Source organism: Pseudomonas sp. HP_14, assembly GCF_055283875.1.
Genome location: NZ_JBTOQI010000041.1, coordinates 251,790 through 264,943, shown reverse-complemented (window position 1 = coordinate 264,943; position 13,154 = coordinate 251,790). Strand labels below are relative to the sequence as shown.

Below are 13,154 nucleotides of genomic sequence, written 5' to 3'. Positions count from 1 at the left end.
AGTTGCCCCGCAGGTTCTCGCCAAAGTAGGATGCGCAACCACCTGGCGTTTTGTGACGGCGCTCACAGCACGGCAGGAAACCGAAACGTACGAGTAAACACACGTGACAGCAATGCTACTGACTGATGCCGAGGTCGCAGCGATCGCCGAGGTCGAAGCAACTTCCAATATTTTGCGTCTGGTGACGCGACTGACTTCTATGCGTTTTGCGGCAATTGCCCGCGTGACCGATCAGCGATGGATTGCCTGTGCCGTGCGTGACGAAATCCACTTCGGGGTGGGACCTGGTGACGAGTTGGCTATCGAGCAGACGGTCTGCAATGAAGTTCGCCAGCATCATGCGCAAGTCGTGATCTCCAAAGTCAGCGAAGATCCGCAGTTTATGAACCACCCATTGCCCAAACTGTACGGGTTCGAAAGTTATTTTTCCTTGCCTATTGTGCTCGCTGACGGGACATTCTTCGGCACCCTTTGCGCCCTTGATCCGCTGCCCGCCAGACTGGATGACCCCGATTTGATCCAGACGCTCGAAATCTTCGCCCGCTTGATAGGCGTCACGCTCGATCTGCAGACACGAGTTGCCGCGGCGGCAGCTTAGAAATACTCAGTAATAAATATCCAAAACGCTCTCTAACCCCGCTGTACCCCCCGCAAAGCAGGACCTTGTGCCGGTAGCGCCTGCTAACCGGCCGTCTGTCATTTGAAGCTTATTTTCTCCCGTGCTGAAACGTTTATTATGTGGTGATGTCATTTTGATGTCGCGCAAAATGGATGCGCGTCTAAGAGAGCAGGGCCGCCCTCACCAACTCATCATTCCCGGACGGTTTTATGCTCACAGCGATTAACACAACACTGGCGAATATCAGTGTCAAAGCAAAACTTTCACTCGGCTTCGCGCTGGTGCTGATCCTCACGTGTTTGATCGCTTTTACCGGTTGGTCCGGTTTGCAGTCGCTGGCTGAACGTGGCGACAAAGTGGCGTCGATTGCGACGCTCAACGAGCAGGCCCGCGACCTGCGCATCGCCCGACTGAGTTACATGCTCAACCCGGACGCCGAACGTGCCGCTGCGGTTACCAGCTACATCACCAAGCTGGAAAACCAGACCCGCGAGATGAAAACCTTTTTTGTCACCGGCGCCAGCCTTGGGCTGATTGGCGAAGTCAGTGATGCGGTGACAATCTACAAAACCCATTTCAACAATTTCGTCCAGGCGACTCAAAGTCGTGAAGCGGCACGCAGCTCGATCAGTGTTCAGGTTGATACGATGATCGCCGAACTGGAAAAAATTCAGGATCAGGCTGGCGAGGCGGACCCTCAGGCTCGGGCCATGACCGCGCAGAACCGTCTCATTCAGCAGGCGCGTTCCCACGCCCAGACATACACCTACAGCACCAAGGCTGAATACTTGCAACCAGCACTCGCAGCTGTGGATGCTGCACGCAATAACCTGAAGAACCTCAATCAGGCTTCACCTCAAGCCATTCAGGGTATTGACCAGGCGCTGGTTACCTTTCGGGCTGCGATCGCGCAGTTCAGCGATAGCGTGACCAAGGCCCAACAGGCGCAGATTGCCTTGACGGACGACGTGACCCGATTGCTGGAAGCCAGCAAGAAAATGACTGCCAACCAGGTTGTGTTGCGCACCAACGACGTGAATGACGCCAACATGTTCCTGGCGGGCGCAACCCTCGCTGCGCTGTTGTTCGGCATTCTGGCTGCCTGGGTGATTACGCGTCTGATCGTCGGGCCGCTGATGGAAACCCTGCGCAATGCCGAGTTCGTCGCCAACGGTGACCTGAGCCACAACATGGCGGTCACTCGCAAAGACGAACTGGGCCAGCTGCAAACCAGCATGCAGCGCATGACCGTGGGGCTACGTGATTTGATTGGCGGTATCAGTGATGGCGTGGTGCAGATCGCCAGTGCTGCCGAACAACTGTCGGCGGTGACCGAGCAGACCAGCGCCGGGGTCAACAGCCAGAAAGTGGAGACCGATCAGGTGGCCACGGCCATGAATGAAATGACCGCCACCGTGCAGGAAGTCGCCCGCAACGCCGAAGAAGCTTCCGAAGCAGCGATCAATGCCAGTCGCCAAGCGAAGCAGGGCGATGAAGTGGTGACCCAGGCCATGCAGCAGATTGGTCGGTTGGCCGAAGAAGTCAGCCAATCCACGGTTGCCATGAATGATCTGCAAACCGAAAGCGACAAGATCGGCAGCGTGCTCGATGTCATCAAGTCAGTGGCCCAGCAAACCAACCTGCTGGCCCTCAACGCGGCCATTGAAGCGGCGCGTGCAGGTGAAGCCGGCCGTGGCTTTGCCGTCGTGGCCGATGAAGTGCGAAGCCTGGCGCAACGCACTCAAACCTCGACCGAAGAGATCGAAGGCTTGATCACCGGCCTGCACACTGGCACCCAACGTGTCGCGACGATTCTGGAAAACAGCCGCACGTTAACCGACAGCAGCGTGGAATTGACCCAGCAAGCTGCAACGTCACTGGTGAGCATTACTCGTTCTGTTTCGTCGATTGAATCGATGAATCAACAGATCGCCGCCGCAGCTGAGCAGCAAAGCGCCGTAGCCGACGAGATCAACCGCAGCGTGCTCAATGTCCGGGATATTTCTGAGCAGACGTCTGCTGCCAGTGAAGAGACCGCAGCGTCCAGCGTTGAACTGGCGCGGTTGGGTGTGCACCTGCAGAGCATGGTGGGCAAGTTCAAGCTTTGATGGGGCACTTGCGGTGTCCACGGCACCGCGAGGTCAACGCCAGGAGTCGCACCGGTGTTTGTGCCGCGGCGCTGTCTCGAAGCGAACATTGGACCTGAGTGAGCTTGGTCTGGGCCGCATCCGGACGATTCGGTTTCTTGGTCGACGAACATATCGCCTGAACTGACGCTATCGCGAGCAAGCTCACTCCTACAGTAAAAGGCGCTCTGAATCAGGTAGCTATATTTTTTTAGAGAGCCGCCGAAGGCTGCGATGACGTTGGCAGCGTTAGCAATCGAACTATCCCCAGACGCTACGGGTCGGTAGTACATCGCCAGTGTTGGTGAAGTAACCTGCCCGGAGCATTGCCATGAAGCCTTACGTCATCTGCCACATGATGTCCTCCCTGGACGGTCACGCCCTGACTGATGGCTGGGAGCGGCCTTTCAAAAGTGCGGCGGGTGACCTTTACGAAGAGCTGGCCAAGACCTTCAAGTTTGATACCTGGATTTGTGGGCGCGTGACCATGCAGGAAATCGCTCACAGCGAGGACTACCCCCGCGGTCTGGCCACGTCACCGATCCCGCGTACGCATTATTTTGCTGAGCGCAATGCTGAAAGCTACGCGGTTTCCATTGATCCCCACGGTAAGGTCGCTTGGAAGAGCAATCAGGCGCTGGGTTCCCACGTGGTCGAAGTTGTCAGCGAGTCCGTGGGTGACGATTACCTTGCGTATCTGCAATCCATCAATGTGTCCTACATTTTTGGCGGCAAAACTGACATCAACCTGAATAAAGTCGTCGACATCCTCGCCAGCGAACTGGGCCGTAAACGCTTGATCGTCGAAGGCGGACCTCACGTCAGTGGTTCGTTCCTGAATGCCGGGCTCGTGGACGAAGTCAGCGTTTTGCTGCTGCCCTTGATCGACGGTCGTGGCGAGCATCCCGCGTCATTCGAGGTGTCGAACGAGGCCTGGAAGCAGCCGGCCTATTTGCAACTGGTTTCGGCAGAGGTTCAGGACGCTGGCGGGGTCTGGTTGCGGTACAAGATGCGGGCTTGAAGTGCTTCTACACCAGACCCGCTGCTTCGCGCGCAGTGAGCGAAAACCCTGTAGGAGTGAGCTTGCTCGCGATGGCGTCATACCTGAAAAAAGGCTTCTAAATGACCTACCGAATCGCGAGCAAGGTGGAGCGCCACCCCGGTCACTCCTACAGGTTGGTGTTTGCCACTGGCAACGCAAGACGTTTCTTTTAGCACGACCTCACAAAACCAGACAAAAGTTGTCCACGAAAAGTGGGGGTATGTCTGTGGATAACATTGCCAAAGCCATATGGGCTGCGGTTTTTGGCCGATGATCACGAAATGAACAGCCACAAAAATCCGAATTTTTCCTTGATTTTCAGTTGCTTTGCGGTGCAGCGCGCTGTGTCGGACTGTTCAGCGCACCGCCGCTCACTGGATCTCCTCGAACGGCAAACCTACATAGTTTTCCGCAATGCTGCGGCGGCCAGCGTCCGAACCGACAAAGTAATCCAGTTCGGTCTGCTGCAATCGCTGGCTGAAGGCGTCGCTGTCCGGAAAGCGGTGCAGCATTGAGGTCATCCACCAGGAAAACCGCTCGGCTTTCCAGACCCGGCGCAGGCAAATCTCCGAGTAGCGCTGCAACAAATCGGTGCGTCCTTCGCGATAGACCTTGAGCATGATGCGATACAGCGTATTAACGTCACTGGCTGCCAGGTTCAGCCCCTTGGCTCCGGTAGGCGGCACAATGTGTGCCGCGTCGCCCAGCAAGAACAGCTTTCCATACTGCATGGGTTCGACCACAAAGCTGCGTAGCGGGGCGATGCTCTTTTCGATGGACGGACCGGTAATCAAGCGTTCGGCGACGGTGTGTGGCAGGCGCTGTTTGAGTTCATCCCAGAAGCGCTGGTCAGACCACTCCTCGATCTGTTCGCCAGCCTCCACCTGGATGTAGTAACGGGTGCGGGTTTTGGAGCGCATGCTGCACAAGGCAAAGCCGCGTTCATGGCGTGCGTAGATGAGCTCTTCGTTGACTGGCGGCGTATCAGCCAATACTCCAAGCCATCCGAACGGATAGATCCTTTCAAATACCTTGAGTGCTTCTGCGGGGATCGATTGTCGTGACACACCATGGAAGCCATCGCATCCGGCAATGTAATCGCAGTCAAGGCGAATCCGTTGGCCCTCATGTTCGAAGGTCAGGTACGGTGCGTCGGTTTTCATGGCGTGAGGTTGAACATCGCTGGCGTCGAAGAAGCTGACCGCGCCTGCCTCAGTACGCGCTTGCAGCAGGTCACGGGTGACCTCGGTCTGGCCGTAGACCGTGACATGTTTGCCGCCTGTCAGCCCGCATAAATCAATGCGTTCGGAGCGACCATCGAAGGCCAGTTCGAATCCGTCATGGGGCAGGCCTTCGCTGTCCAGCCGTTCGCTGACGCCTGCTTCACGCAGCAGATCAACGGTGCCTTGTTCAAGCACGCCTGCGCGGATTCGGGAGAGTATGTGCTCGGGATTTTTGCGTTCGACGATGACATTGTCGATACCGGCACGCTGGAGCAATTGGCCAAGCAAAAGGCCGGAGGGCCCACAGCCAATAATGGCAACTTTAGTTTTCATGACAGGACCCGCTTCGTTTGTTGTTTTTGTCTGTTTTGTATTTTTAGTGGCCTGTAGCAAGAGAAGAAGCCATTATTCGCGGTATTTTCTGGACTTTTCGTGACTCGTGAAGGAGGGCATGCATGCGTGGTTCAAGCGTTGAGAGTGTGCCGATATTCAAGCTATACGGGGAAACCACGTTGTGGCCGACCCCCGATCTGCTGCATTGCGAGTCGATTCCGCAGCGCAGTCAGCTTCACGGCTGGGAAATACAAACTCACTCCCACAGCGACCTCGTGCAGTTGCTGTACGTGCAGTCCGGGCAGGCAACCCTGCATGTGGAAGGCTCCACCAGGAAGGTGGGATCTGCTGTGCTGCAAGTGATCCCGGCGTTGAGCGTGCACCGTTTCAGTTTTTCGCCGGATATTCAGGGTTACATCCTGAGTCTCGCGCAGCCGTTGGCCGAGCAGTTGAATACTGCGCTGACGGCTCCGGCATTGAATGTCGCGGTTTGCCATGCGGTGGACCGCGAGCAACGCGCCCAGCTGGATCCGTTATTTGCCGCGATCAGCGAAGAGTATGCCCAGCACAAGTCTTGCCGGGATGCGATGCTGAATGCGCTGGTCACCATGCTGTCGATCTGGCTGGGGCGGCGCAGCATCCTGCCGTTGTCATCCGGCACACCGTCCCTCGAAAGGGGCCGCGAACATTTGCAGGCGTTCAATCGGCTGGCGGGCATTCATTTTCGCCAGCATTGGTCGATTGAACGCTATGCGGAGCAACTGAACATCAGCGCCGCCTGGTTAAACAGCCTGTGTCGACGGTTGAGCGATCAGTCTGCACTGCAGATCATCAATCAGCGCCTGTTGCTGGAAGCCAAGCGTGATCTGGTTTACACCACCCTGACCATCAATCAGATTTCGGACCGGCTGGGTTTTTCGGAGCCTGCGTACTTCTCCCGATTCTTCAAACGCTGCACCGGTCAGTCGCCCAGGCAGTTTCGGGGGCAGAGATGATCTCCAGGGCTGTCCCGGTGTCCATGGCCCTGCAGTGTCTCGGGGCAAATGTAGGACCTGTAGGAGTGAGCTTGCTCGCGATTCGGCTTCTTGGTCGACGAACTTATCGCCAGACCTGACGCCATCGCGAGCAAGCTCACTCCTACAGAAATAATCACGAATTCGTAAAAGTGTAAGGCGACCACCTAATTGAACATCGATACCCGAATCAAATTCCGTCATCTGGTGTGTTTCCTCGAAGTGGCCCGGCAGGGCAGTCTGGCGCGGGCTTCGGATCAGTTGGCGATCAGCCAGCCAGCCTTGTCCAAAACCCTCAAGGAACTGGAAACCCTGCTGGAAACCCAGCTGTTCCAGCGCAGCAAAAGCGGCGCGGCGCTGACCGAGGCCGGGGTAGCATTTCTGCGCTTCGCCGGGCCCAGCGTGCAGTCGCTGCGCGAAGGGGTAAACAGTCTGCGCTCCGGCGAGCATGAACCGGTGACCGCGCGGCTCGGCGTCCTGTCGACGGTGGAAAGTCTGCTGGTGCCGGAAGTGGTGCGCCGTCTTCACGAGCGCCACCCGGCACTGATCGTCAGTGTCATGACGGGTCCCAGCGCCTATCTGCTGTCGCAATTGCGGGTCGGCGAGCTGGATCTGGTGGTCGGGCGGATGACCGATAGCCCGCAGATTCAAGGCCTGACCTTCGAGCACCTGTACAGCGAGTCCATGACCCTCGTGGTGCGCCGCGATCATCCATTGCTGGAAGGCGAGTTGCGTCGTGAAAGCCTGGAAAATTACCCCATGGTGTTGCCGCTGGCTGGAACCACGATTCGCAAGTTCGCCGACAGCCTGTTTGTGCAATGCGGTATCAGCCCGCCGCGCCAACGCCTGGAAACCCTGTCGCTGACCCTGAGCCGTCGCTACGTGCAATGCAGCGATGCGATCTGGATCGCGCCCTTTGATGCCGTGCAGCAGGATCTGCAAGCCGGTGATCTGCGCGAACTGGAGTTGGGCATTCGTGAGCCGGGTGGTTCGGTGGGCATTTGCAGCAACCCGGCATTGCCGTTGTCCAGAGCGGCGCAATGGTGCGTTGCTGTCTTGCAGGAAGTCGGCAAGGCGTATGGTGAGACCGATTATCCATAACCATATGGTTATGGATGTGTTTGATTTATTCAGTTCAGGTTTTGGTTAAGTCGGGAGAGACTGCGGGGCAGCAGTCAATATTCCTAACTATAAGAACCAAGGTGAACCGCATGTCTGATGCGAGCAGCAGCCGCTTTGTCATTCGTGACAGAAACTGGCATCCCAAAGCCCTGACCCCCGATTACAAGACCTCGATCCTGCGCTCCCCGCGTCAGGCGCTGGTCAGCATTCCGCAGTCTGTTTCTGAAGCCACTGGCCCGGACTTCTCCCACCTCAAATTCGGCGAGCACGACAACGACCTGTTGCTGAACTTCAACAATGGCGGCCTGCCGATTGGCGAACGCATCATTGTTGCCGGGCGGGTGCGCGATCAATACGGCAAGCCGATCCCGCACACGCTGGTAGAGATCTGGCAGGCCAACGCAGGTGGTCGTTATCGCCACAAGCGCGACGCCTACCTGGCTCCGATCGATCCGAATTTTGGCGGTGTAGGCCGTGCGTTGACCGATCGTGATGGCAACTACAGTTTCCGCACCGTCAAACCCGGCCCGTATCCGTGGCGCAACGGCCCCAATGACTGGCGTCCGGCACATATCCATGTATCGGTCAGCGGCCCGTCAATTGCCACCCGGTTGATCACCCAGCTGTATTTCGAAGGTGATCCGTTGATCCCGCTGTGCCCGATCGTCAAATCCATTGCCAACCCGGACGCGGTGCAAAGCCTGATCGCACGCCTCGACATGGGCATGGCCAATCCTATGGATTGTCTGGCTTATCGCTTTGATATCGTCCTGCGTGGTCAGCGCGCGACGCACTTCGAAAACCGCTAATAAGGAGCTTTGACATGCCGGTTCAATTGCTGCCTGAAACTCCCTCACAAACTGCTGGCCCGTACGTGCATATCGGCCTGGCGCTGGAGGCTGCGGGCAATCCGCCCCGAGACCTGGAAATCACCCATGAAATGGTTCTGCCCAATGCGCCGGGTGAACATATCGTGCTGCTGGGTAATGTTTTCGATGGTAACGGACACCTGATTCGCGATGCCTTTATCGAGTTCTGGCAAGCTGACCACGAGGGGCGGTACGACCCGATTTATGACCCGCAAAAGCCATTCAACGGTTTTGGCCGCACGGCCACCGGCGAAGATGGCCAATGGTTGTTGAACACCATCAAGCCAGGCACTGTGCATAACGCGGCGGGCGTGCCCATGGCGGCGCACATCAACGTGTCGTTGTTTGCCCGGGGCATCAATATCCATCTGCAGACCCGTCTGTATTTCGACGACGAAGCTGAAGCCAATGCCAAGGACCCGGTATTGAACCTGATCGAACAGCCGATCCGTCGCGAGACCCTGATCGCCAAACGCTGCACGGTCGACGGCAAGCTGGCGTACCGTTTTGACATGCGCGTGCAGGGTGAAGACGAAACGGTATTCTTCGATTTTTGAGTGACCTTTAGGAGTGAGCTTGCTCGCGATTCGATTCTTCTGTCGATGCATTGTCGCCTGACCTGACGCTATCGCGAGCAAGGTGGATCGCCACCCCGGTCACTCCTACAGGAAAGCATCCCAAAGTGACATTAAAACAACAATAAAAGGAACCCCCATGACGCTTTCGGCTCGCGTGCCCGAGGCCGGCACACTCGATGTGCAGGCCTTTATCAATGCTCAACCCTTGTCCCGTTATCAGTGGCGAGTGGTCATTTTGTGTTTCCTGATTGTCTTTCTCGATGGCCTCGACACTGCGGCCATGGGCTTTATTGCCCCGGCGTTGAGCGTGGAGTGGGGCATCGACCGTGCGAGCCTGGGTCCGGTCATGAGTGCTGCGCTAATCGGCATGGTTTTCGGTGCGTTGGGGTCGGGCCCGCTGGCTGATCGTTTCGGCCGTAAGGTCGTGCTGGTGGTGGCGGTTTTTTTGTTCGGCCTGTTCAGCCTGCTGTCGGCGTACAGCAGCAACATCGATCAACTGCTGATCCTGCGTTTGCTGACCGGTCTGGGACTGGGTGCGGCAATGCCCAATGCCACCACGTTGCTCTCCGAATACACCCCGGAGCGCCTCAAATCATTGCTGGTGACCAGCATGTTCTGTGGCTTCAACCTCGGCATGGCCTGTGGTGGTTTTGTTTCTGCCAAGCTGATTCCGGCCATGGGCTGGCACAGTCTGTTGATGCTCGGCGGTATTTTGCCGCTGGTCCTGACCGTGGTGCTGATGATCTGGCTACCGGAATCGGCGCGGTTTCTGGTCGTGCGCAATCTGGGTGTCGATCGTATTCGCAAGGTGCTGGCGCCGATCTCCCGTCAGGAAGTCAACGCCGCCAACGACTTCAGCGTGCCAGAGCAGAAAACCGTGCGCAGCCGTAACGTCTTGAAAGTCATCTTCTCCGGCGCCTACAGCGCCGGTACTTTGTTGCTGTGGCTGACCTATTTCATGGGTCTGGTCATCGTTTATCTGCTGACCAGCTGGTTGCCGACGCTGATGCGTGACAGTGGCGCGAGCATGGAACAATCGGCCTTCATCGGGGCTCTGTTTCAATTTGGTGGTGTGCTGAGTGCAGTCGGCGTCGGTTGGGCCATGGACAAGTACAACCCGCACAAGGTGATTGGTTGTGCGTACTTTCTGGCCGGGGTGTTTGCCTGGCTGGTAGGGCAGAGTCTGGGCAACGTCGCCGTGCTGGCGACGTTAGTGCTGCTGGCCGGTATGTGTATCAACGGCGCGCAATCGGCCATGCCTTCGCTGGCGGCGCGCTTCTATCCGACCCAAGGCCGTGCCACCGGCGTTTCATGGATGCTGGGCATCGGTCGGTTCGGCGCAATTCTCGGTGCCTGGGCGGGCGCTACTTTGTTGGGGCTGGGCTGGAATTTCGAGCAGGTTCTGACTGCGCTGGTGGTGCCTGCGGCGCTTGCTGCGCTTGCTGTACTGGTCAAGGGCTGGGTAAGCCACTCGGACGCCACATGAATTTTGGAGCACGCTTTTGAACACAACGAGCCAGCAACTTTTCGACGCGTATTTCAGCCAGCCGCTGATGAGGGAAATCTTCTCTGATCACGGACGGCTGCAAGGCATGCTTGATTTTGAAGCAGCGCTGGCCCGTGCCGAGGCCAGCACCGGGTTGATCCCCGCAGAAGTGGTCGACGATATCCAGGCCAGTTGCCGCGCCGAGCTGTTCGACCTTGCTGAACTGGCGGTTGCAATAGGCAATGCCGGCAATTCAGCGATCCCCCTGGTCAAGGCGCTGGGCAAGAAGATCGCTGCGCACAACCCCACCGCTGAGCGTTATGTACACATGGGAGCAACCAGCCAGGACGTCATGGACAGCGGGCTGGTGTTGCAACTGCGCGCCGCCATCGTGCTGTTGGAACGTGATCTGTCGACGCTGGCGGATGCTCTGGCGGGACAGGCTCAACGCTACGCCGCTACACCGCTGGCGGGTCGTACCTGGTTGCAGCAGGCGACGCCGGTCACCCTCGGGATGAAAATTTCCGGTTGGCTCGGCGCGGTCACGCGTCATCGGCAACGTTTGCAGGAACTGAAACCGCGGCTGCTGAGCCTGCAGTTTGGTGGCGCGTCCGGAACCCTTGCGGCGTTGGGCGATCAGGCGTTGCCTGTTGCTGAAGCGCTTGCCCATGAGCTGCAACTGAGCCTGCCCGAGCAACCGTGGCACACACAGCGCGACAGGCTGGTGGAGTTTGCCGGTTGGCTGGGCCTGATCGCCGGGAGTCTGGGAAAGGTCGGCCGCGATATCAGCCTGTTGATGCAAACCGAAGTCGGCGAAGTCTTTGAACCTGCAGCAGCAGGCAAGGGTGGATCATCCACCATGCCTCACAAGCGTAACCCTGTGGGCGCGGCCGTGATGATCAGTGCTTCAGTGCGTGCGCCTGGGCTGGTCGCGACGATGTTCGCCGCCATGCCTCAGGAACATGAGCGCAGCCTGGGGTTGTGGCACGCCGAGTGGGAAACCCTGCCTGAGCTGTGCTGCCTGGTGTCGGGATCGTTGCAGCAGGCTTTGCAGGTGATTCCAGCGCTGGAGGTTGATGCCGCACAGATGTTGACCAACCTAGATTCCACTCAAGGGCTGGTGCTGGCTGAAGCGGTCAGTATCGCGCTCGCCCGGCGCATAGGGCGTGACGCCGCGCATCATCTGATTGAACAAAGCTGCCGTCGTGCCGTGCAACAGGGTTTGCATCTGCGCGAAGTGCTGGGCGCCGATCCACAGGTCAGTGCCGAGCTTTCGGCCGCTGAACTGGACCATCTGCTTGATCCCGCCAACTACCTGGGCCTTGCGCAGCAGTGGGTGGAGAGGGCGGTGGTCTTGGCGAAAATTTAACTCGACCTGTTGGAGCGAGGCTTGCCCGCGAAAAACGATAACGCGGTATGTCTGGAATACCGCAGTGAGTCATTCGCGGACAAGCCTCGCTACAACGCCCTCATTCCACAGGAGCCAAAAATGCCCTTCATCCAACTCTCCGACGGCAATCTGCATTACCAACTCGATGGCCCGCAAGGTGCGCCGGTTTTGTTGTTGTCCAACTCGCTGGGCACCGACTTGAAAATGTGGGACTCGCAAATGCCGGCCTTCACGAAGCACTTTCAGGTGTTGCGCTACGACACGCGGGGGCACGGTCAATCGCTGGTGACCGAAGGGCCTTACAGCATCGAGCAGAGTGGTCGCGATGTATTGGCATTGCTGGACGCCTTACAGCTGCCGAACGTGGTGTTCTGCGGGCTATCCATGGGCGGTCTGATTGGCCAGTGGCTGGCGATCAACGCACCGCAGCGCGTGCAACGGCTGGTGGTGTGCAACACCGCCGCGAAAATCGGTAATCCCGATGTCTGGAACCCGCGTATCGAAACCGTTTTGCGCGATGGCAAAGCCGCGATGCAAGCCTTGCGTGAGGCGTCAATTGCGCGCTGGTTCACCCCTGAGTTTGCCAAGGCCGCGCCGCAGCAGGTCGAGCCGGTGGTGGACATGCTGGCCCAGACCTCACCTCAGGGCTATGCCGCCAACTGCGCAGCGGTACGCGACGCAGATTTTCGTGATCAGATCAAAGCGATCACGCTACCGGTGCTGGTGGTCTGTGGCACTCAGGACGCTGTCACTACCCCAACTGACGGGCGCTTCCTCACCGGGCATATTGCGGGTGCCGAGTACGCCGAGTTCCATGCTGCGCATCTTTCCAGTATCGAAGCGGGCAGTGCATTCGGCGAGCGTGTCATCACCTTTTTGAAAGCCTGAATCCGGAGTCTCAAATGGACGAAAAACAACGTTACGAAGCCGGTATGCAAGTGCGCCGCGCTGTCCTGGGCGATGCCCACGTGGACAACAGCCTGAAGAAGCTAACGCCGTTCAACGAAGAGTTTCAGGAAATGATCACCCGCCATGCCTGGGGTGATATCTGGACCCGGCCCGGCCTGCCGCGCCATACCCGCAGCCTGGTGACCATTGCCATGTTGATCGGTATGAACCGTGAAGGCGAGCTGCGCCTGCACCTCAAGGCCGCCAAACACAATGGCGTGACCCGTGAGGAGATCAAGGAAGTGCTGATGCAGAGCGCAATCTATTGCGGTATACCGGCCGCCAACGCAACGTTTCATCTGGCAGAGGAAGTCTGGGATGAAATGGGCGTCGAGTCGCTCGATAAGGCGTGATGACCGCTCCGTGCCTCACTTCGCCAAGGTGCATGTCGCAGGTAGTGTATTG

General features: G+C 58.0%; 12 protein-coding genes. 11 read left to right on the top strand and 1 reads right to left on the bottom strand.

Annotated elements, in window-relative coordinates:
- Window positions 1-112: 112 nt before the first annotated feature.
- From ACYASS_RS20395 to ACYASS_RS20385, 3 genes are all read left to right on the top strand, one after another.
- Complete coding sequence (locus tag ACYASS_RS20395; RefSeq protein WP_463587451.1) at window positions 113-598, top strand: GAF domain-containing protein; 486 nt, start codon at window positions 113-115, stop codon at window positions 596-598.
- Window positions 599-828: 230 nt separating this feature from the next.
- A complete protein-coding gene (locus ACYASS_RS20390; protein WP_463587450.1) occupies window positions 829-2,727 on the top strand; it encodes a HAMP domain-containing methyl-accepting chemotaxis protein in 1,899 nt (632 codons plus the stop codon).
- Window positions 2,728-3,076: 349 nt separating this feature from the next.
- On the top strand, window positions 3,077-3,766 hold the full coding sequence (locus tag ACYASS_RS20385; RefSeq protein WP_463587449.1) for a dihydrofolate reductase family protein: 690 nt from the start codon (window positions 3,077-3,079) through the stop codon (window positions 3,764-3,766).
- Between the two features lie 392 nt (window positions 3,767-4,158).
- Here ACYASS_RS20385 and pobA read toward each other — a convergent pair whose 3' ends face one another.
- On the bottom strand, window positions 4,159-5,343 hold the full coding sequence (gene pobA, locus ACYASS_RS20380) for a 4-hydroxybenzoate 3-monooxygenase (RefSeq protein WP_463587448.1): 1,185 nt from the start codon (window positions 5,341-5,343) through the stop codon (window positions 4,159-4,161).
- Between the two features lie 122 nt (window positions 5,344-5,465).
- Here pobA and ACYASS_RS20375 point away from each other — a divergent pair, with 122 nt between their 5' ends.
- The 8 genes from ACYASS_RS20375 to pcaC all read left to right on the top strand — a co-directional run bounded on the left by ACYASS_RS20375 (window position 5,466) and on the right by pcaC (window position 13,102).
- Window positions 5,466-6,338 carry a helix-turn-helix domain-containing protein gene (locus ACYASS_RS20375; protein ID WP_463587447.1) on the top strand — a complete coding sequence of 291 codons (873 nt, stop codon included), beginning with the start codon at window positions 5,466-5,468 and terminating at the stop codon, window positions 6,336-6,338.
- A 189-nt stretch (window positions 6,339-6,527) separates the two neighbouring features.
- Window positions 6,528-7,457: a pca operon transcription factor PcaQ gene (pcaQ, locus tag ACYASS_RS20370; RefSeq protein WP_463587446.1), complete on the top strand. Its 930-nt coding sequence runs from the start codon at window positions 6,528-6,530 to the stop codon at window positions 7,455-7,457.
- Between the two features lie 110 nt (window positions 7,458-7,567).
- Window positions 7,568-8,287, top strand: coding sequence for a protocatechuate 3,4-dioxygenase subunit beta (pcaH, locus tag ACYASS_RS20365; protein ID WP_463587445.1), 720 nt, complete (start codon window positions 7,568-7,570; stop codon window positions 8,285-8,287).
- A 14-nt stretch (window positions 8,288-8,301) separates the two neighbouring features.
- Window positions 8,302-8,904 carry a protocatechuate 3,4-dioxygenase subunit alpha gene (pcaG, locus tag ACYASS_RS20360; RefSeq protein ID WP_463587444.1) on the top strand — a complete coding sequence of 201 codons (603 nt, stop codon included), beginning with the start codon at window positions 8,302-8,304 and terminating at the stop codon, window positions 8,902-8,904.
- Window positions 8,905-9,061: 157 nt separating this feature from the next.
- Window positions 9,062-10,411 (top strand): 4-hydroxybenzoate transporter PcaK, encoded by a 1,350-nt coding sequence (pcaK, locus tag ACYASS_RS20355; RefSeq protein WP_463587443.1) that lies wholly within the window; start codon window positions 9,062-9,064, stop codon window positions 10,409-10,411.
- A 16-nt stretch (window positions 10,412-10,427) separates the two neighbouring features.
- The gene (locus tag ACYASS_RS20350) at window positions 10,428-11,780 is read left to right on the top strand and encodes a 3-carboxy-cis,cis-muconate cycloisomerase (RefSeq protein ID WP_463587442.1); all 1,353 of its coding nucleotides are present in this window, start codon (window positions 10,428-10,430) and stop codon (window positions 11,778-11,780) included.
- Between the two features lie 120 nt (window positions 11,781-11,900).
- A complete protein-coding gene (gene pcaD, locus ACYASS_RS20345) occupies window positions 11,901-12,689 on the top strand; it encodes a 3-oxoadipate enol-lactonase (protein ID WP_463587441.1) in 789 nt (262 codons plus the stop codon).
- Between the two features lie 14 nt (window positions 12,690-12,703).
- Complete coding sequence (gene pcaC / locus ACYASS_RS20340) at window positions 12,704-13,102, top strand: 4-carboxymuconolactone decarboxylase (protein WP_087266202.1); 399 nt, start codon at window positions 12,704-12,706, stop codon at window positions 13,100-13,102.
- The last annotated feature ends 52 nt before the right edge of the window (window positions 13,103-13,154 follow it).